Source organism: Micromonospora sp. NPDC006431 (assembly GCF_042870725.1).
Lineage (GTDB): Bacteria > Actinomycetota > Actinomycetes > Mycobacteriales > Micromonosporaceae > Micromonospora.
In genome coordinates this window covers 56,711-76,276 of sequence record NZ_JBIAHQ010000017.1, presented here as the reverse complement: position 1 = coordinate 76,276, position 19,566 = coordinate 56,711, and the positions used below count along the sequence as shown (strand labels likewise).

At 70.6% G+C, this 19,566-nt stretch carries 20 protein-coding genes; 10 read left to right on the top strand and 10 right to left on the bottom strand.

The features are described from left to right. Positions 1-31 precede the first annotated feature (31 nt). The gene (locus ACFYM6_RS25565; protein ID WP_387279403.1) at positions 32-256 is read left to right on the top strand and encodes a hypothetical protein; all 225 of its coding nucleotides are present in this window, start codon (positions 32-34) and stop codon (positions 254-256) included. 218 nt (positions 257-474) lie between these two features. Next, on the top strand, positions 475-678 hold the full coding sequence (locus ACFYM6_RS25560) for a cold-shock protein (RefSeq protein WP_357333802.1): 204 nt from the start codon (positions 475-477) through the stop codon (positions 676-678). A gap of 156 nt (positions 679-834) precedes the next feature. On the opposite strand, the gene ACFYM6_RS25555 is transcribed toward ACFYM6_RS25560, so the two are convergent. Further along, positions 835-1,332 (bottom strand): YcxB family protein, encoded by a 498-nt coding sequence (locus tag ACFYM6_RS25555; RefSeq protein ID WP_387279400.1) that lies wholly within the window; start codon positions 1,330-1,332, stop codon positions 835-837. Between the two features lie 135 nt (positions 1,333-1,467). Beyond that, complete coding sequence (locus ACFYM6_RS25550; protein WP_387279399.1) at positions 1,468-1,758, bottom strand: hypothetical protein; 291 nt, start codon at positions 1,756-1,758, stop codon at positions 1,468-1,470. A 530-nt stretch (positions 1,759-2,288) separates the two neighbouring features. Here ACFYM6_RS25550 and ACFYM6_RS25545 point away from each other — a divergent pair. Beyond that, positions 2,289-3,503 (top strand): hypothetical protein, encoded by a 1,215-nt coding sequence (locus tag ACFYM6_RS25545; protein ID WP_387279397.1) that lies wholly within the window; start codon positions 2,289-2,291, stop codon positions 3,501-3,503. 273 nt (positions 3,504-3,776) lie between these two features. On the opposite strand, the gene ACFYM6_RS25540 is transcribed toward ACFYM6_RS25545, so the two are convergent. Both ACFYM6_RS25540 and ACFYM6_RS25535 read right to left on the bottom strand, forming a co-directional pair. After that, positions 3,777-4,490, bottom strand: coding sequence for a type 1 glutamine amidotransferase domain-containing protein (locus tag ACFYM6_RS25540; RefSeq protein WP_387279395.1), 714 nt, complete (start codon positions 4,488-4,490; stop codon positions 3,777-3,779). Positions 4,491-4,600: 110 nt separating this feature from the next. Beyond that, positions 4,601-5,812, bottom strand: coding sequence for an MFS transporter (locus tag ACFYM6_RS25535; protein ID WP_387279393.1), 1,212 nt, complete (start codon positions 5,810-5,812; stop codon positions 4,601-4,603). A gap of 209 nt (positions 5,813-6,021) precedes the next feature. Here ACFYM6_RS25535 and ACFYM6_RS25530 point away from each other — a divergent pair, with 209 nt between their 5' ends. After that, on the top strand, positions 6,022-6,486 hold the full coding sequence (locus ACFYM6_RS25530) for a MarR family winged helix-turn-helix transcriptional regulator (RefSeq protein ID WP_387279391.1): 465 nt from the start codon (positions 6,022-6,024) through the stop codon (positions 6,484-6,486). Between the two features lie 79 nt (positions 6,487-6,565). Here the strand turns inward: ACFYM6_RS25530 and ACFYM6_RS25525 are convergent, their stop codons facing one another. Continuing rightward, positions 6,566-7,528 (bottom strand): FAD-dependent oxidoreductase, encoded by a 963-nt coding sequence (locus ACFYM6_RS25525; protein WP_387279389.1) that lies wholly within the window; start codon positions 7,526-7,528, stop codon positions 6,566-6,568. Positions 7,529-7,637: 109 nt separating this feature from the next. Here ACFYM6_RS25525 and ACFYM6_RS25520 point away from each other — a divergent pair, with 109 nt between their 5' ends. The 6 genes from ACFYM6_RS25520 to ACFYM6_RS25495 all read left to right on the top strand — a co-directional run bounded on the left by ACFYM6_RS25520 (position 7,638) and on the right by ACFYM6_RS25495 (position 15,333). Continuing rightward, entirely contained in the window at positions 7,638-8,540 is a 903-nt protein-coding gene (locus ACFYM6_RS25520) for a LysR family transcriptional regulator (RefSeq protein WP_387279387.1), read from the top strand. Positions 8,541-8,786: 246 nt separating this feature from the next. After that, complete coding sequence (locus tag ACFYM6_RS25515) at positions 8,787-9,917, top strand: N-acetylmuramoyl-L-alanine amidase (protein ID WP_387279386.1); 1,131 nt, start codon at positions 8,787-8,789, stop codon at positions 9,915-9,917. Positions 9,918-10,018: 101 nt separating this feature from the next. Beyond that, positions 10,019-11,842, top strand: coding sequence for a glycoside hydrolase family 3 protein (locus tag ACFYM6_RS25510; protein WP_387279384.1), 1,824 nt, complete (start codon positions 10,019-10,021; stop codon positions 11,840-11,842). 10 nt (positions 11,843-11,852) lie between these two features. Next, entirely contained in the window at positions 11,853-13,730 is a 1,878-nt protein-coding gene (locus ACFYM6_RS25505; RefSeq protein ID WP_387279382.1) for a serine hydrolase, read from the top strand. 82 nt (positions 13,731-13,812) lie between these two features. Beyond that, the gene (locus ACFYM6_RS25500) at positions 13,813-14,175 is read left to right on the top strand and encodes an ArsR/SmtB family transcription factor (protein WP_387279380.1); all 363 of its coding nucleotides are present in this window, start codon (positions 13,813-13,815) and stop codon (positions 14,173-14,175) included. Positions 14,176-14,223: 48 nt separating this feature from the next. Further along, positions 14,224-15,333, top strand: a complete 1,110-nt coding sequence (locus ACFYM6_RS25495; protein WP_387279378.1) for a hypothetical protein — start codon at positions 14,224-14,226, stop codon at positions 15,331-15,333. Here the strand turns inward: ACFYM6_RS25495 and ACFYM6_RS25490 are convergent. From ACFYM6_RS25490 to ACFYM6_RS25470, 5 genes are read right to left on the bottom strand one after another with little or no spacing between them, the layout of a single operon-like run. Further along, positions 15,284-16,138, bottom strand: a complete 855-nt coding sequence (locus ACFYM6_RS25490; protein WP_387279376.1) for a DUF1684 domain-containing protein — start codon at positions 16,136-16,138, stop codon at positions 15,284-15,286. The two genes, ACFYM6_RS25495 and ACFYM6_RS25490, sit on opposite strands and share 50 nt — an antisense overlap. After that, entirely contained in the window at positions 16,135-16,914 is a 780-nt protein-coding gene (locus tag ACFYM6_RS25485) for an ATP-binding cassette domain-containing protein (protein WP_387279374.1), read from the bottom strand. The genes ACFYM6_RS25490 and ACFYM6_RS25485 overlap by 4 nt, the downstream gene beginning before the upstream one ends. After that, entirely contained in the window at positions 16,911-17,717 is an 807-nt protein-coding gene (locus tag ACFYM6_RS25480) for an ATP-binding cassette domain-containing protein (RefSeq protein ID WP_387279372.1), read from the bottom strand. The genes ACFYM6_RS25485 and ACFYM6_RS25480 overlap by 4 nt, the downstream gene beginning before the upstream one ends. Further along, entirely contained in the window at positions 17,714-18,613 is a 900-nt protein-coding gene (locus tag ACFYM6_RS25475; protein ID WP_387279371.1) for an ABC transporter permease, read from the bottom strand. Before ACFYM6_RS25475 ends, ACFYM6_RS25480 begins: the two co-directional genes overlap by 4 nt. Continuing rightward, positions 18,610-19,560 (bottom strand): ABC transporter permease, encoded by a 951-nt coding sequence (locus ACFYM6_RS25470; RefSeq protein ID WP_387279369.1) that lies wholly within the window; start codon positions 19,558-19,560, stop codon positions 18,610-18,612. Before ACFYM6_RS25470 ends, ACFYM6_RS25475 begins: the two co-directional genes overlap by 4 nt. Positions 19,561-19,566 lie beyond the last annotated feature (6 nt).

The following is a 19,566-nucleotide window of genomic DNA, read 5'->3' as shown; positions in this document are numbered from 1 at the left end:
CTGGCATCCCCGCTCGACTAGCCTCTACGACATGGCAACTACGGTGCTACGCGTCCGGCTCATCGGCGGCGACCGCATGGACCTCACGTACGACAAACCGGACGTCTCCGACGAGGACGAGCTTGTGGAACACGTGATCTCGACACTGGCGCAGGATTCGGGAGTGCTGCGCACTAAACACGGTGATCGGCTCGTCGTACTCTACGGCCGAGGCGTCGCAGCGATCGAAGTTGCGCCTCGCGGTGCAGTGCTGTGACGGAGGCCGCGCCCATGGGGCTGGCGGCCAGCGCCGGATTCTGTGTTATGGTTACCCGGTTGCAGTTTTGATTTCCGTAGACGTTTCGGCGCCTGATGGGTTAACCAAAACCCATCCAGGTGCTTTTTTCGTTTCGTGTCGTTTCCGGCGCGGGTGATCAACGCCGTGGCGCGCGAGTCCGCACAGTGCGGTCTCCAGCAGCCTGCGAAGGAGCAGACATGGCTACAGGTACCGTGAAGTGGTTCAACGGCGACAAGGGCTTCGGCTTCATCAGCCAGGACGGCGGCGGCGCCGACGTTTTCGCCCATTTCTCGGCGATCTCCGCGAGCGGCTTCCGCAGCCTCGCCGAGAACCAGCGGGTGGAGTTCGACATCACCCAGGGCCCGAAGGGCCCGCAGGCGTCGGATATCCGCTCGCTCTGATCCACGCTTTGCCGCGGCGGCCTGACTGGTTCAGCGGGCCGCCGTTCGGCGTTTCATCTATCATCATTTGTTCAGGTTCGTTCTTGCGATGTCCCGTGGCCTGCGGCCCTGACCGACTTGGTGGTCGAGTCGCCGCACGCGTCGCGGCATATGAGTTCACCGATGCTGGAGCAGCCCGCGTTTGGCCATGTAGGCTCGCAACGTTTCGGCGTCCTCGGCGGACATCAAGCGGCGTGGGATCACGGTTGCCGGCATCCGGCCGACGTACACGATCCAGAACTCAGGGGTGTCCCTTACCTGGGCGACCCCGTCCCAGGCGATGCCGCCGGACTCCGAGCCGCTGCGCATCATGATGTTGTCGTCGGTGATGTCGTAGGCGCCCTCGACAGCGTAGCGACTGGATCGCCGCCGGGCGCGCAACCGCACCCACGGCGAGTACAACATCGACAGCAGGCCACCCACGACCATCGCCAAGCACAGCGGCGAGATCCGGTCGCCCCACCCGAATCCTCGCGAGACGGCGAAACCGATCGCCCCGACCGCCGCCAGCACCGCGCCGATATAACCGTACTTGCGCAGCCGAACGCTGCTGAGCGCAGCCGCCACGCGGCCTGGGTAGGCGGGATCAGCTGGGACGTCAAAACGGATGTGCACGCCAGAACGATAGTGCCCCACCCGCCCCGGCAGTGCCTGACTCGCGCCCCGCTGGCCGGTGAGTAGGTCACTGGTCCGGTCTCCGGGCGGCGCGTGTGGACACCGCTGCTGGCGTGGCGGTCTTCGGGCCCGCGGTCAGTCGTCGATCGCCTGGTAGACAGCGGTCCAGAAGTCGAGCCACGTCGGCAGCCTCTGGTCGCCCGCGTGCGCCCGCTGCATGATGAAGATCGTCGTCATCTCCTCGTCCGGATCGTTGTACCAGGCGGTGCCGTAGAAGCCGGGCCATCCGTAGCTCCCGACCGAGGGGCCGAGGTGCGTGCGGCGGGTGCGGACCGACATCCCGAAACCCCAGCCCATGGTGTCGAAGTACCCCGGCCAGAACCCGGAGACCGCCTTCTGCACCGGGGTCAGGTGGTCGCTGGTCATCAGGGTCACCGAGGCCGCGAGAGCACCCGCTCGCCGTGGTGGGTGCCGCCCGCGAGCAGCGCCGAGGCGAAAGCGAGGTAGTCGTCGGCGGTCGAGACGAGCCCGCCGCCACCTCCTTCGAACGCCGGCGGCCGGCTCCACTGCCCGTCTTACCTGTTGCGCGACGACCGCACGTTCCCCAAGGACATTGAGGAAGACACCCGTCCGAGCAGTACGGATCATCGGCGTGGGCGTGCGCTTCTGCGTTCTCGCGAGGGCTTGGGCTGCCGGACGCCGATAACGGCGTCACGTCGCGTAACGTTCGCACCGCGGCATAGGCGTGCACCGCCGCCGAGGTTTCGCGGAGGCCTGGAGCACGTGACGATGTTGGTGGTGTCTCGGCGTACGTTCCACGACATCGCCGCCAAGCTGCCCGTATCGGCCTGTGGCGTATTCATCGAGCCGTATGCCGCGGGTAGCGAGGGCTGCCCGTCTCCGATACCGTACCCCGGTCCCACTTCCGCCCTTCGATGTACGGGGGATACATGAGAATGCGTGCGGTAAGGCGCGCTGGCGTAAGTTCACTGGCGCTGTTCGCATCCGCCACCCTGCTCGCCACCAGCCCGGCGCATGCGGAGCCTAGTGGCGCCGACCTGGAGCTGACTACCTCGGCCACCGCCGTGACCGCCAGCGACTCGGTCAAGGAACTGACCACCACCGTGGTTAACAAGGGTCCGGCTGACGGCTCGTACTGGACCCTTGAATACGACCTCAGTGGCCTGGACGACAGCAAGGTCACGGTCGGGGCATCGCAGCAGCTCGGCTGCGAGCGCAGCGGCGAGAAGCTGCTGTGCCGGGAGGAGCCGGGGCTTGCTGTCGGGAACAGCTTCCTGCAGAAGACGCCATTCGCGCTGACGCCGGTGGTGGGCAAGACGGGGGCCGCCGGATCCTTCACCGTCACCGCGGTGTCGGACTCCGACCCCGACCAGACCAACAACTCGGCGACCGTCACGGTCGACGTACCGGCCAAGGGCGTCGATCTGGTGGCCGTGGCCGAGGACGTGTACCAGGTGACCGACGACGGGGAGCTGACCGACAAGCCGGTAGCGCCGGGTGGCAGCAGCTTCGTCCTTGGCGCCGTCGGCAATGTCGGGGACACCATCGCCAAGGGCCTCAAGGTCTCCGTCGCGCTGCCCGAGCACGTGACCTTCGCCGAGGTGGAGCCGGGCTGCACCTACGGCACGGGCAATCGCACAGTCACGTGCGACTACGAGGACGTCACGCTGGTGCCGATCGACCAGGACAGCGGTAAGGACGACGACATCCTCTCGGTCGTGGGCATCGTCTTCCCGGTGACCGTGGCCAAGGACGCTCCGGGACCGGTGGTGCTGAAGGGCGGAAAGCTCACCGGTGTCGCCCTAGCCACCCAGACCGAGGTCAGCCCCGCCTCGGTGGCTCGCAGCACGAGCGGCAAGCTGCCCAAGGGCCTCAAGGCCCGGTCGGCGGCCAACGTCAGGGACGCCAACCCGGCCGACAACACTGCCGAGTTTCGGGTCCACGTCGGCGCCGCGGGCTCCGGCGGCAGCGGCTCGGACGGTGACGGCTCGGGCGGCTCGGGCGGCGGCCTGCCGGTGACCGGCGTCCAGGCCGGGCTGATCGGTGGCATCGGCGCGGGCGTCGTGGCGCTCGGCGCCGTGCTCTTCCTCGTCACCCGCCGACGCCGGCTCGTCCTGACGACCCCCGATGACGAAGTACCGAACGCCTGACGACCGTCTGCCGTCTGCATGAGAACCCGTTGAAGGGGTGGGGTGGCTAAGGCCGCCCCACCCCTTCACGGCAAACGGCGATGCCCAGGTCTCTGACCTCGCTGGGCTTCTGCAACGACGCTCCCGCACCGTCCGTGGACGTGCGGGATAGTGCTTTCGGGCCCGGAAGGACCACCCGGACGAGTGCAGCCCGGGCTCACGGGTTCCTCCTTCGAGGGTGTCGCCGGCAGCCGCCGCGGGGCGGTGCGGCCGCGGCTGCCGGGGAGAGTGCGGTCAGTTCCCGGTGGGGACGCCGAGCTTCCCGAGGACCCGCTGGGCGGTGGCGACGCTGGACTGGGGGTTCTGGCCGGTGACGAGGTTGTCGTCGACCACGACGGTGTTCGACCACGGCGTACCCGTCTCGACCGTCGCCCCACGCTCGCGCAGCGTTGTCTCGACCCACCACGGGGTGGTGTCGCCCAGGCCACCCTGGCGTTCCTCCTCGTCGGTGAACACGACCAGGCGGCGGCCGGCGAAGGTGAACGTGCCGTCCGGGCGGCGGGCGGCGAGCAGCGCCGCCGGCCCGTGGCAGAGGGCGGCGATGACCTGGCCGCGACCGTCTGCGTCGGTGAGCAGCCGCCCGAGATCGGTGTCGGTGGCGAGGTCGGCCATCGGGCCGTGCCCGCCCGGGATGTAGATGGCGTCGTAGGCGGACGCGTCCACGTCGGCGATGGCGCGGGGGTTGGTCAGGTCGTCGGAGATGCTGGCGAGGTAGTCGCGGAAGGTGGCGGCGTCGGCGTCGCTCACTCCGCCGCGGGAGTCGAGGCTGATCGCGTCGACGGTTGGTGCGATGCCGCCGGGCGTGGCGATGTCGACCTTGACACCGGCGTCGCGGAAGACCTTGTGCGAGGCGGCGAGTTCCTCGGCCCAGAAGCCGGTCGGGTGGCTGGTGCCGTCGGCGAGGGTCAGGCGGTCGGCGCCGGTGACGATCATCAGGATCTTGGTCATGGCAGGGCTCCTTGTCTGCGGTGTGCGAGATCAGGTCATGGTTCGTCGGGCGGAATGCGGGTCTCGTGGCCGTGCACCTGGACACCGGGGTCCAGGTGCACGGCTCGGTATCAGGCCCAGGTGCCGGCGGTGTTGACCGCGGCGGGCGTTGCGTCGCGGCGTACGGCGTGCCGGGTCGCGATCAGCAGGACCAGGAGGCCGGCGAAGCTGAGCGCGGCGCCGTCCCACAGCGTGGAGGTGTAGCCGAGTCCGGCGGTGATGGTCACGCCGCCGATCCAGGCGCCGAGGGCGTTACCGACGTTGAATGCGGCGATGTTCGCGCCGGAGGCCAGCGTGGGCGCCTGCCCGGCGTACTGCATGATCCGCATCTGCAGGCCGGGCACGGTGGCGAAGCCGAACGCGCCCATGAGCGCCAGCGAGACGACGGTCATGATCTGGCTCGGCGCGGTGACGGCGAAGATGACCAGGACCGCGGTCAGTGCGGCGAGGACGGCGGTGAGCGTCGCGGGCACCGACCGGTCGGCGGCCTTGCCGCCGAGGGTGTTGCCGGCGAACAGGCCCACGCCGAACAGGACCAGCAGCCACGGAACGGTGGCGGCGGCGAAGCCGCTGACCTCGGTCAGGGTGTACGCGATGTAGGTGAACGCGCCGAACATGCCCCCGAAGCCGAGGACCGTGATCAGGAGCGAGAACCACACCTGCGGGTGGGCGAAGGCCTTGACTTCGTGGCGCAGCCCGCCGGCGGTGGCGGTGGCGGTCCGTGACGGGACCAGGGCGGCCATGCCGACCAGGGCGACGACGCCGATGGCGGTGATCGCCCAGAACGTGGATCGCCAGCCCAGTTGCTGGCCGAGGAACGTGCCGAACGGGACGCCGAGCACGTTGGCGGCGGTGAGCCCGGTGAACATCATGGCGATGGCGGCCGCCTGACGGGACGGTGCGACGAGGCTCGCCGCGACGACCGAGCCGATGCCGAAGAAGGCGCCGTGGCTCAGGGCGGCGACGATGCGGCCGACCATCATCAGTTCGTACGTCCCGGCCAGCGCCGAGGCCATGTTTCCGGCGACGAACAGGAGCATCAACCCCGTCAGGACGTGCTTGCGGTTGAACCGGGTGACGGCGGCGGTCAGGCCGATCGCACCGACGGCGACGGACAGGGCGTAGCCGGAGATCAGCCACCCGGCGGCGGATTCGGTGACGGCGAAGTCGGTGGCGACCTCGGGCAGCAGGCCCATGATCACGAATTCGGTGAGGCCGATACCGAACCCACCGATCGCAAGCGCGAGCAGGCCCAGTGGCAGCTTCTTCGGTTCAGCAGACATCAGTTCTCCCGTTGCGGACATGTGGCGCGCCTGCAACTACCGGCGTACGCAATAGAGATACTTGCGCGCGCCGCCTATCGGTGCAAGCGTGCCACTGGTCACATAGCTGGCGTCTGCAACAATCGGCGTGCGCGGCTAGAATTGCGGCGACAGCGCTGGACCCGATCCGGACGGTCGGCAACAAACGGTGACAGCAAGGAGTGCAGGACGTGGGCATCCGCGACGACGCGGTCGAGATCCGCGCCCAGGGCTGGCGGACCCTCGCGGCCCTGCACGGCCTCATCGACACCGCCCTGGAGAAGGCTCTGCAGGCCAAGCACCACCTCTCGGTCGTGGAATACACCGTGCTCGACGCCTTGTCCCGCCAGGACGGCTGGCACATGCGCATGCAGCAACTCGCCCGCGCCGCTGCCCTCTCCGGCAGCGCCACCACCCGGCTGGTCAACCGGCTGGAGGACCGTGGCCTGCTCACCCGCATCCTGTGCCAGGACGACCGCCGCGGTATCTACACCGAACTCACCGAGCAGGGCTGGGCCCTGCTCAACCAGGCGCGCCCGACGCACGACGAGGTTCTCGCCACCACGCTGGCGCAGGCCGAGAACCTTCCGGAGCTCGCACCGCTGGTGGACGCGCTGCACCAGCTACCGGCACAGACGTCGCAAGCCCCCGCCTGACCGGGAGGATGTACGACAGGGGCCTGTCTCGGTAACGGCTTTGCCAGCGGCGGATCCGCGCGCAAGTTTCTCCGTTCGGTCAGCCGTCCAGAGCAAGGTCTGCCACCTCGGCGGCGGATCCCCAGGACAGGGTGACCCCCGCCCCGCCGTGGCCGTACGCGTGCACCAGCCGACTGCCGGGTGGGCCCGCCGGGTCCGGGTCCACCTCGACCCGGGGGCCGCCGTGCCGGGCCGGCCGCAGCCCGATCCGCTCGCCGAGCACCGGCGCGTCGGCCAGCGCCGGCACCAGCGCGACGCAGCGACGTCGGATCGCCGCCGCCGTGTCCGGATCGGGCGCGGTGTGCCCCACCCCCGGCTGGTATGTGCCGCCGAGCACCACGTCGTGTCGGCGCGGGTGCACGTACGTGATCCCGGCCGGGTCGTCCTCGTCTCGCACCGAGACCGTCAGGCCCGGGTTCGCCACCAGCACCAGATGCCCGCGCACCGCGTGCACGGCCGGGTCGGCGGCGAGCTGGCCGGCGGCCAGCCCCGTCGCGTTGACCACCGTCGGCGCGGTCTCGAACGTGTCGGCGAGCCGTCGCACCCGGCGGCGCAGCACCCGCCCGCCGCCGGCTTCCAGCCGCTGCCGTAGCCAGGCCAGGTACAGACTCATCTCGACCGTCGGCGCCGTGAACCGCAGCAGCGCCGTGTACGGCGGTCGCGCCGCCTCGGCCACCAGATCCCCGCACGCCTCCGCCCACCACGGCGGATTGGCGTACGGGTGGCGCAGCAGCATCCGGGTCGGCCGGTCGACCACCCCCGGCACGCCGTCCGCCGCCTGGCGGCTCAGCTCCGCATGCGTCTCCCGCGCCCAGCGCAGCACCCGCGGGTCCTGGTCTGTGTGGCTCGGGTACCAGACCGCGGCGGCCACCGTGGACACCGTGTCCGCCGGGTCGTCGGCGGCCAGCACGGTCACCCGCGCCCCTCGCTGCTGGAGGGTGACCGCCGCCGTCATCCCGATGATCCCTCCCCCGACCACCACCACGTCCGTCGCCGCCATCATCGTCCGCTCCCGTCGCTCGTGCCGTTGGCCTCGGATCGTCACCGTCCCGACGGGCCGCCGTCCAAGACGGATCGGGTAGCCGGCAATAAGCGCCGCTTATGATCGGTCCATGTTCGGCTCGCCGACCCTGGACGTCTGGTCGGACCTGCGGCGGCTGCGTTACTTCGCGGTGCTCGCCGAGGAGCTGCACTTCACCCGGGCCGCCGCCCGGCTGCACGTCGCACAGCCCGCGCTCAGCCAGCAGATCCGCGCTCTGGAACGCCAGCTCGGCGTGTCGCTGGTACACCGCACCAGCCGGGGCTGCACGCTAACCGAGGTGGGGGCGCGGATCGCCAGCGAGGCCGCCCGGCTGCTCGCCGAGGTGGACGCGGGCACCGCCCGCATCCGGGACCTGGTACGCGGGCGGGGCGGCCGGCTCCGGCTGGCGTACACCCGGTCGGCGCGTGGCGGCCGGGTCGACGCGCTGGTCGCCCGGTTCCGGGCCGCCCACCCGGACGTCGAGGTGGTCCCGGAGACGGCCTGGACGGCACCGAACGTGGCCGGCCTGCTCGCCGGCCGGCTCGACGCGGCGTTCGTCCGTCCGCCGGTCGACGAGCCCGCGCTGGCCTGCCGGACCGTCGACACCGAGGAACTGCTGCTTGCCCTGCCTGCGGGTCACATCCTGGCCGCCGGTCGCCGTCGGATCAGCCGGGCCGAGGTGGTCGACCTGCCGGCCGTGATGTGGCCGCGCGAGAACGGCCCCGGCATGTTCGACCGCACGATCGCCCAGGTCTGGCCGCACGGCGGCTTCAACCTTGTCCGACAGGAGCCGGACGACGAGCAACTGCTGCGGGCGGTGGCGCAGGGAGACGTGGTCGCGGCCGTCCCGGCCGGCCGCGCCCGCGCGCTGCGGCTGCGCGATGTATGGCTGCGCCGGTTCACCGCCCCGACTCCCACTGTGGACGTGGCTCTGTGCTGGCCCCGCGACAGCACGAACCCGGCCCTGCGCCGCTTCCTCGCCCTGCTCGACTGAGGCCGGCGAGACGGCGGTAGACGTCACGGTCGCTGGAGAAGCAGATTTCGGGTGCCGTGGCGCCGCAGCCGACCGTTGACGCTTGGCCTGTTGAAAATTGCCAGGCGCTGCGGTGGAATGGTCGAAATATTTCACCATCGGTCTTCGCGGATGAAGGTGGCACCATGCCGGTCCACCCACCGTTCGGCGGGATGACCTCCTACAACAGTTGTCGTTGTTGTTCCACACCCCTCACGGAGGCAGCGCATGTCAACTCATCGGCACGAGGTCGACCGTCGCACCCTGCTCAAGGCAGGTCTGGGTACTGGGATCGCGGCGATCGTCGGCACTGACCTGTTCGTGGCGGCGCCAGCGGGCGCCGCACCCAGCGCCATGTTCCCCTGGATCATTGACTGCGACACATGGGGCGCGCGTCCGCCAAGGGGAGCGATTCAGATCACCGGCAACACCACCAACAAGATCATCCTGCATCACATGGCGTTCCCGAACGTCACGGACTACTCGCGCGACCACGCGATGCAACTGGCGCGGGACTGCCAGGACCTGCACATGGACGGCAACGGCTGGGTGGACACCGGACAGCACTTCACGGTCAGCCGTGGCGGCTACGTGCTGGAGGGTCGCCGCCGCAGCCTGGAGACGCTCGACGCGGGCGCGCACCAGGTCAGCGCCGCACACTGCCCGGGCGAGAACGGGAACGCGATCGGGATCGAGAACGAGGGCACCTACATCACCGAGACGCCGCCGGACGCACTGCTCGACGCGCTGGTGAGGTTGTGCACCGCCGTGTGCCAGCAGTTCCGGCTGCAGCCATGGGACATCTTCGGCCACTGGGACTTCTACCCCACCCAGTGCCCGGGCATCGCCTTCTACCGGTTGTTCCCGATGGTGCGCTCGCGTGTCGCGGCAGCACTCGGCACACCACAGTCGGACATCCCCGCGCGCCGGTGGCCTGACATCTGGCGTTTCGTCGACGGCCCGGTTGTGCAGGTCGCGCAGTACCTGCTCGCGGATCTCGGGTACCCGCTGACTCCGAACGGCAACTTCGGCTACGACATGAATCCCGTCGTGGCCGACTTCCAAGCCAGCCACGGGATTCCGGTTGACCCGGACGCGACCTTCGACGCGGCCACCTGGGAAGCGCTTGTGCCGACACTCGAGAAGGACGCCAGCGGTCTTCCCGTCAACGCGGTGCAGTTCCTGCTCGGCCGCAAGGGGTACGACGACGTCACGTTGACGGGCGACTTCGACCACAACACCATGAAGGCGGTCCAGGACATGCAGCGCCTGCACGGCCTGGTACCCAATGGGAAGGTCGACGTGGACACCTGGTGCGCGATTGTCGGCGGCACAGTTCGTTCGGCCTTCCAGCACTGAACGCCGCCCGAACTCACCCAGCCGTCCCTGCAGCTAACCTTCTTGACGATATATCGACATGTAGCTAAGTTTCAGTCATTCGGACTGAGAGGTCGTCGTCCATGAAGGCTCGACTCGGCACCGCGTTCGTACTGCTGGCCGCTCTGGCGACCACCGTCCTGCCGCTCCCCGTCCAGGCCTCCGCCGCGCCGGTGGACCCGCCCACCGCCGCCGAGCACGGCTGGGTCACCTCGACCTTGCGGCACATGACCCTGGAGCAGAAGGTCGGCCAGCTCTTTTCCACCTACGTCTACGGCGCTGACGCCGCCGAGCCCACGGCCGCCGACCGGGCCGCCAACCGGGCCGCGTTCGGCGTCGAGACGCCGGCCGAGGTCATCGACCGGTTCCACCTCGGCGGCGTCATCTACTTCTCCTGGTCGCACAACCTGGACAGCCCCCGGCAGATCGCAACGCTGTCCAACGGGCTTCAGCGGGCCGCCCTCGGTGACGGCGCCAAGGGTCGGGTACCGCTGCTCATCTCCACGGATCAGGAACAAGGTGTGGTGCTGCGGATGCCCGCCCCCGCCGCACAGTTCCCCGGGGCGATGGCCCTGGGCGCTGGGCGGTCGCCCGAGGCCGCGTACACGGCGGCGGAGATCACCGGACGGGAGCTGCGGGCGGTCGGCGTCCGCCAGCCGTACGCGCCGATCGCCGACGTCAACATCAACCCGGGCAACCCGGTGATCGGCGTACGGTCCTTCGGCGCCGACCCCACCCTGGTGGCCGAGCTGACCGCCGCACAGGTCGGCGGGTTCCAGGACGGCGCCGGCGTGACCGCGGTGGCGAAGCACTTCCCCGGCCACGGCGACACGGCGGACGACAGCCACACCGGCCTGCCGGTGATCGACCACAGCCGGGCGGAGTGGGACCGGATCGACGCCCCACCGTTCCGGCAGGCGATCGCCGCGGGCGTCGAGTCGATCATGACCGCCCACATCGTGGTGCCTGCGCTCGACCCGTCCGGCGACCCCGCGACACTGTCGCCGGCGGTTCTCACCGGCGTGCTGCGCGGCGAACTGGGCTTCCGGGGAGTCATCGTCACCGACGCGCTGAACATGGCCGCCGTGCGCAAGAAGTACGGCGATGACCGGGTACCCGTGTTGGCGCTCAAGGCCGGCGCCGACCAGCTCCTGATGCCGCCGGACCTCCAGCTGGCGCGGAATGCGGTGCTGCGGGCCGTCGCCACCGGCGAGCTCACCGAGCGACGCATCGACGAGTCGGTCCGGCGCATCCTCGCCATGAAGTACCGGCAAGGGCTGGCCGGGTCGCCGCTGGTCGATGTCGACGAGGCGGTACGGACGGTCGGCGCGCCCCAGCACATCGCCGCCGTCGCCCGGGTGACCGACGCGACCCTCACCGCGGTCCGTAACGACGCCGGACTGCTGCCACTGGCCCGCGCGAACCGGTCGGTGCTGGTCACCGGTTGGAACAGTGCCGCCTTCGCGCCGATCGCGGCGATCGCCGACGGATTCACCGCCCGCGGCGCCCGAGCCACCGCCCGGCCCGCGACCCTGCCGTCGGACGCGCAGATCGCTGCGGCGGCCGCCCAGGCGGCGAACCACGATCTCACCGTCGTGCTGGTGAACAAGGCGTGGGACAACGTCGTCACGGACCCACGTGGCACCCAACGACGCCTCGTCGCGGCGCTGGTCGACACCGGGAAGCCCGTGGTGGTGGCGGCGGTCCGGGATCCGTACGACATCGCGTACCTGCCGAGTGTGACCAGCTACGTGGCGACCTACTCATACACCGCGGCGGCGATGGACGCCCTCGTCCGCGCGCTGCACGGCGAACTGTCCCCGAGCGGGCGGCTGCCCGTCACGATCCCCACGTCCGAGGGCGTGGGCACCGTGCTCTACCCCTACGGCCACGGCCTGACCTGGTAGGAGGCGACGCATGCAGCGTAGGAACGTCCGCACCCGTGCGGTCGGTGTGGGAGCGCTTGGCGCTGGCACGGGGAGGAGATCCGCAAACCTGTCCCCCCGCCCGCTGCTCCGCACGGTTTCGCTCGGCCTGACCATGGCCCTCCTGGGCGCGGCGCTGCCAGCCGCCGGGGCGCCCGCCGCCGCCGTGCCGCCCCCGGCCGCGTCCGGACCGCCGGCCGTCACCCCCGCCGACATCCAGTTCCGTGCAGACACGCTGCGGCGCGGCAGTGCCCGCGAGGTTGGCCTGCTCCCCGACCAGGTGGATCGTCTCCCCGCCGACCTGGCGGCCTATCTGCAACCGACCGCGGACCATCCCGGTTATCCCGCGTACACAGGTGCCGTGGTCCTGGCGGCCAAGGACGGCGTGATCGTGCAACATGCCGCCGTGGGAGCGGCGGTCAAGTACGCCGCCGTCGGGCCGCCACCCGAACTGGTCGGGGTGGAGCTCCCCGCTGACCAGCAGATCCCGATGCGGCCCGACACGATCTTCGACATGGCATCGGTGTCGAAGCTGTTCACCACGATCGTCACCATGCAGCAGGTCGAGCGGGGGCGGGTGGACCTGGACGCACCGGTGGCCAGCTACATCCCGGAGTTCGCGGCCGGCGGCAAGGCGGCGGTCACCGTACGCATGCTGCTCACCCACACCTCAGGTCTGCCCGCATTCACGGCGCTGTGGAGCAAATACCCGACGCCCGCCGAGCGGTTCGCCGCCGCGCTCGCCACGCCGCTCACGGCACCGCCCGGCACCCGGTACGTCTACTCCGACCTCGGCCTGATCGCGCTCGGCGTACTGCTGGAACGGGTGACCGGCCGGCCGTTGGCCGAGCTGGTCCGCGACGGCGTCACCGCGCCGCTCGGCATGACCGACACCGGCTACAACCCGGGACCGGAGCGGCGGTCGCGGATCGCCGCGACCGAGTACCAGCCGTACGCCGGGCGCGGCATGGTCTGGGGCGAGGTGCACGACGAGAACGCCTGGTCGCTCGGCGGCGTGGCCGGGCACGCGGGGATCTTCTCCACCGCGGCGGACCTGGCCGTCCTCTGCCAGGCACTACTCAACGGCGGCGAGTATCGCGGGCAGCGGATTCTGCGGGACGACACGGTACGCGCGATGCTGGTCAACTACAACGCATCGCTGGAGTCTGCCTATCCGGAAAGCGACCGTGGGCTCGGCTTCGAGCTCAACAAGCACTGGTACATGATGGGGCTCTCCTCCCCCGTGGCGTTCGGGCACACCGGCTTCACCGGCACGTCCATCGTCATCGATCCACTTTCCCACTCGTTCGTCATCCTGCTCAGCAACCGGGTGCACCCCGATCGCGGCTGGGGCAGCAACAACGTCGCCCGGCGCGTGGTCGCGCGCGACCTCGCCGAGGCGATGCCGGTGCGCCCTCGGTCGCGGGAGGCCTGGCGGGCCGACCCGCGCGACCTCGCGACGAGCACGCTCACCGCTCCGCTGCGCCGGGCGGCGCGAAGCGGGACGGCGAGCTTCCTACTCTGGTACGACACCGAGCCCCGTTACGACAACGCCCGGTTCGAGGTCTCCACGGACGGAGGGCACACCTGGGCTCCGGGGCGGATGCTGCTGCACGACGGGGACCGAAGGTGGACCAGCGACGGCACGGTAACCGGCTACGGCGGCCGGGTCTGGTGGCAGGTCACGGTCGAGCTGCCCGACCAGGCGACCCACCTGCGGTGGATCAGCACCACCGACGGCTCCGGCCAGGGCCGCGGGGTCTACGTCGACCACATCGCCGCGACGGACCGGGACGGAGTGCTCTTCCAGGGCGAGGGCGGCGACGACTCTCGACTCATCGCTGACGGATGGTCACCCGCCGGCGACTGACCTGGCGGAGGCCTCTTGTCGCATCGGGTACTGGTCCCGGTTCCACCGGCGGATCGATGGTGTTCGTGGAACGATAGAGGGCGTGTCAACTGCGAAAACTGCTAAGCCTGTTATCTCGCCACTGGCTGGCGAGCCGATCAAGCGTGCCGATGCCGAGCGGCTCGCGGGAGTGCTGAAGGCATTCGCCGACCCGGCCCGCCTGCGGCTGCTCAGCCTGATCCAGTCCGCCCCAGAGGGCGAGGCGTCCGTAAGTGACCTCACCGCGCCGCTCGGTCTCTCCCAGCCGACCGTGAGTCATCACCTTCGGATCCTCACCGAGGCCGGCCTGCTCGAACGCGAGAAACGCGGCGTCTGGGCGTACTACCGGGTGGTGCCGTCCGCGATCGCGGCGATAGCCGACCTGTTGACCCCACCCCGCAAACGGCCGACGAAGAGGACTCGCTGAGCGGCGCTCCCGAACCGTGCTGTCGTAGCGGGCGGGCAGGATGATGCGGTGCGCATCATCCCTCGCTTCGTGGCGTCCTTCCGCGTGCCGGCGAACGCTCCTCGCGTACCCGGTTTCTCCCGCACGGCGGACACGCCTGCCGTCCAGCGGTGGCCGCATCGCCGGCTCGTGGTGATCCGGCAGGACGACGAGTTGTCGGCGTACGACCTGGACCGGCTCGTCGCCGGTGACGGCGCTCCCGCCGCCCGCTTTCCGGCTCCCTGGCCGCGTGGGGCGGGCGGGATCGATGCGGTGAGTCCCACCCTCGACCTGGCGGTCTTCAGCGGTCAGCATGCGCTGCACGCGATCGACGCCGCCGGCGGGCTGCGCTGGCGGGTGCGGCACGCGTGCTGGGTCCCGTACTGCTCGTCCTTGCACGACTCCTACGCCGAGTACGCGGGCAGCGAGGAACACCGCCACCCCGATTCCGGCTCGTGCTGGATCAGTGCGGACGGCTCCACGGTGTGGGCCCACGTACGCACCCCGCTGCCGGATGACGTCGAGCCGGAGTTCGACGAGGAGTGGCTCGTGCTCGACGCCGTCGACGGTCGCATCCTGGGGCGGGCCCCGACCGGCACCGCGGCCGCCGGCTCCCACCACATCGCCCACCCCGACCCGGGCCAGATGGGCCTGAGCGTCGGCGAAGGCCAGGATGGCGCGCCGCTGCGGTGGGGCCGGTGGGACGGCGCTCGACTCACCGTCACCCCCATCGGTGACGATGACCGCTGCCTCGTCGATGTCAGCCCCTGCGGGACGCGGCTCCTCACGATCGCTCACTGGGGAAGGGAGCCCGCAATCCATCGTCTTCCCGACGGCGCGGTGACGCACGAGGTCGCCGACTACCAGCTTTCCCCGCATCTTGAGGCGCTGTCGGACGCCGAGGAGGAGCCCTTCTGGGGCTACCAGTGCGGCTTCGTCGACGACCGCACGGTTGTCGCGAGCACCATGGAGGGGAACGGGCATACGCGGCACTGGCTGATCGACACGGCGCGAGGGGACGTGCTCGGCCAGGTGGAGTACCCGCTGCCCGTTTCGGAGGACCCGATGGCGCTCGGCGACGGCACCTGGCTCACCTGCGGCGAGGACCCGTTTCAGCTCCTGCTGTGGAGTCCTCAGTGAACTCCTCGGTGATGGTCTGGGAGGTCACACCGGCGCGTCCGCCATCTGGCTGATCAAGCACCGCCCTCTCGCCGGCCCGGACGGCGAACGGCAGCATGTTCCCCGGAGGCGGCAGTGGGCAGATGAAGGCGTCGGAGAACGCACACGGCGGCAGGGTGACCCGGTTGAAGTCCAGCGCCACCGGGCCGGCCGCAGCCGGCATCGGCAGCAACAGAAACCGGGCCGCGCCGTAGCTCTCGCGTCCGCTGGTGGCGTCCCGGAACGTGATGTGCGCTTCGCCCGCATGGCCGGTGTACAGCGCGACCAGCTCGGCCTGCTGGCCGTCGATCGTGAAGGTGAACGTGCCGACGACCGGGTAGTCCACCAGCCGGTCGGAGTGGCTGTGTTCGGTGCGCAGCGTCTGGTCGGCGTCGGCCGGGGTGAACTCGGCGGTTACCACCCAGGCGGGGTCGGGGGCGAACGCGTCGATGCCGGCGAACCGGCGCACCGCCGGCGCGTGCGGGTCGTAGGTCCGTACCGCCAGGTCGGCGCCGCGGCGGATGATCTTCAGTTCGACATCGCCGACCATGAGTCGCTGGTCGGGCCGCAGCAGGCCCTCGGCGGTCGGTACGCCGCCGACGAGCAGGCCTTCGGCGCCGGACACCCGCACGTCGGTTCCGTCGGCCCACCAGGTGCCGGGTATCCCGTCGATCTGGGTGCGCCCCACCAGCCAGTGCGTGCCGGCCAGCGTGAGGTCCCCGCCCGGCGCCGACACGGCCGCCTCACGTTCGGCATGCCAGCTCCGCCATTGATCAACAAAGGTCACGGTTCCTCCATCAGGTCGAGCGGCAGTTGCGGGATGGCCGCCAGCAGGGCACGGGTGTACTCGTCGGCGGGGTTGGTCAGCACGTCCGCGGTCGGGCCGCGCTCGACGACGCGGCCGTGGCGCATGACGAGCACCTCCTGGCAGAGCTGGCTGACGATCGCCAGGTCATGCGAGACCAGCACCAGCGTGAGCCCGAGCCGGTCAACGAGATCCTTGAGCAGGTCGATGATCTGCAGCCGGACCGAGACGTCGAGGGCGCTGACGGGTTCGTCGGCGAGCAGGATCCGCGGGGCCGGTGCGAGCGCCCGCGCGATGGCGATGCGCTGGCGCTGACCGCCGGAGAACTCGTGCGGGTAGCGCCGTCCGTCTTCCGGGCGCAGCCCTACCGCGGTGAGCACCTCGGCGACGCGCTCGGCGCGGGCTGACCGGTCCGTACCGATGCGCAGCGAGCGCAGCGGCTCGGCGACGATCGACGCGACCGACATGCGGGGGTTCAACGACGACCGGGGGTCCTGGAAGACGACCTGGACCTGCCGGCGGAACGCGCGATGTCGGCCCCGGTCGAGGGGCTCGCCGGCGAAGCGGATCTCGCCCGAGGTCGGGCGGTCCACGCCGAGCAGCTGCCGCAGCAGGGTCGACTTCCCGGCACCCGACTCGCCGACGATCCCGAGGCTGGTCCCCGGCCGCACGGTGACGTCCACCCCGTCGAGCGCCGGGTGGGTGCGGCCCGGGAACCATCGGGTCAGCTGATGCCCGGTGAGAATCGGATCGCTCATCGGTCCTCCCTGCGCACGCTGGGGCGGGCCAGCCGGGTCACCCTGGCGGCGCTCGCGACGAGCTGCCGGGCGTAGCCGGAGCGAGGCCGGCGCAGCACGTCGTCGACCGGGCCGGATTCGACCAACCGGCCCGTGCGCATGACCAGGAGACGGCGGGCCAGTCCGGCGACGACCGGCAGGTCGTGGCTGATGAACAGCAGCCCGACCCCGGTCTCCTCGATCAGCTCGTCGAGCAGGGTGAGGATCTGCGCCTGTACGGTCACGTCCAGCGCGGTCGTCGGCTCGTCGGCGATGAGCAGCCGGGGCCGGCAGGCGAGAGCCATCGCCAGGGCCACCCGCTGTCGTTGGCCGCCGGACAGCTCGTGCGGCAGGGCCCGTACCAGCCGGGCCGGGTCAGGCAGGTGCACCCGGCCGCACCAGTCGATTGCGCGGCGCTCGGCGTCGCTGCGGTTGAGGCCCTGGTGAAGCCGCAGCGGGCCGGCGATCTGGCGGCCGACCGGCATCAGCGGGTCCAGGGCGGTCAGGGGCTCCTGAAACACGATGCTGACGGTGCGGCCGCGGACCCGACGCCACTGCCGGTCCGGCGCGCCGAGGAGGTCCTCGCCGTCGATGAGGACGCGGCCGCTCGTACGCATGCCGGGCGGTAGCAGTCCCAGCAGCGCCAGCGCGGTCAGCGATTTACCCGAGCCGGATTCGCCGATGAGGCCGACCCGGTCGCGGGCGGCGAGGCCGAACGAGACGTCGCGAACGAGCGCCTGCCCGTCGAGCGTGATGGTCAGCCCGGTGGTCTCCAGGATGGTCATCGGTACGCTGCCTGCCTTTCCTGCCGTAGCTGCGGGTCGAGGACGTCCCGCAGGCCGTCACCGAGCAGGTTGACCCCGACGACCGTGACGGCGACGGCGAGGCCGGGCAGCAGGACATTCCACGGGGCGACGCTCACCGTCGACTGCGCCTCCTGGAGCATGCGGCCCCAGGACGGCGCGGGCGGCGGGGTGCCGAGCCCCAGGTACGACAGCGACGCCTCGGCGATGACCGCGACGCCGAAGGCGAGGGTGGCCTGTACCAGCAGGGTGTGCCAGATGTTGGGCAGGACGTGCCGGACCAGGATCATCAGTGGTCCGGTGCCGCAGGTACGCGCCGCGAGGACGTAGTCCTGGGTGAACACGCGGCTCGCCGAGATCCGGGTCAGCCGGGCCACCTCGGCGGAGACGCCGATGCCGATCGCGCTGATCGCGACTGCGGTCGACGCGCCGTACACGGTGACCAGCAGCATCGCCAGCAGCAGGGTCGGGAAGGCGATCACGATGTCGATCACTCCGACGACGGTGTTCTCGAGGAACCGGCCGGCGACCGCCGCGAGCAGGCCCAGCGGGACGCCGATGATGAACGCGACCGCGACTGAGGCCAGCCCGATCCACACCGCGGTACGCGCGCCGAGCATCAGCTGGGTGAACTGGTCGCGGCCCAGGCGATCGGTGCCCGCCCAGTGCCGTGCGGACGGGTCCGCCAGCCGGGCCGCCGGGTCGGTGTGGTCCAGCCCGTACGGGGACCAGACCAGCGACACCAGCGCCAGGGCGAGAACCGCCAGCAGCAGCGCCGCGCCGAGCACGAACGACGGCGAGCGCCAGCCTCGGCGCGGCCGGGCGGGGGTGTCGGGCGCCGCGATCGTTTCGACCGCTTCGACCAAAGGTGTGCTCATGTCGAACCTCGCAGTCTCGGGTCGACCAGCCGCTGCACGACGTCGACGACGAGTCCCACCACCAGCACGGTCGCTGTCATGAGGAAGACCGTGCCCTGCACGATCGGCAGATCGCGGGCCTTGACGCTGGTCAACAGCAGCGAGCCCAGGCCGGGCAGGGCGAAGACGCTCTCGATGACCACGGTGCCTAGCAGTGAGCTGGCCAGCAGGATGCCGAGGATCTGGACCACGGTTGCGGCGCCGTTGCGTGGTCCGTGCCGCCACAGCGCCCGCGGCAGGCTGTACCCGAGGGAGCGGGCGGTGCGCACGTACTCCTGGCTCAGCACGTCGAGCGTCGCCGAGCGTACGTAGCGCACCAGCACCGACCCCTGCGCGATGGTCAGCGTCGCCACCGGCAGGACCAGTGACTGGAGCGCGGCTTGCGGGTCCTGCCAGCCGGTGCGGGGAAACCCGCCCGGCGGCAGCGCCCGCCACTGCACCGCGACCAGCCAGACCACCACGATCCCGACCCAGAAGATGGGCAGCGCGATGCCTACCTGCGCCAGCGTCGACAGCGCCACCCCGAGCAGACCTCGCCGCCGTACCGCCGCGAACACCCCGATCGGTACGGCCACGACGATCGACAGGACGAACGCGCTCAGCGCCAGCGGTACGGTGACCGGGAGCCGGCCGGCGATCTGATCGAGCACCGGCAGCTGGGTGAACAGGCTGTCCCCGAGGTTCCCGGTCACCAGATCGCTCAACCAGTGGCCGTACTGCGCCAGCACCGGCCGGTCGGTGCCGAGCTGGTGCCGGATCGCGTCGATCTGGTCCGGGGCGGACCCGACCGCCAGCAGCGTGACGGCCGGGTCGCCCGGTAGGACCCGGAGCAGGAAGAACACCGCCGAGCCCGCGACGAACAGCGAACCGATCAGCCAGGCGACCCGACGGATGAGGTAGCTGAGCACCGCCTA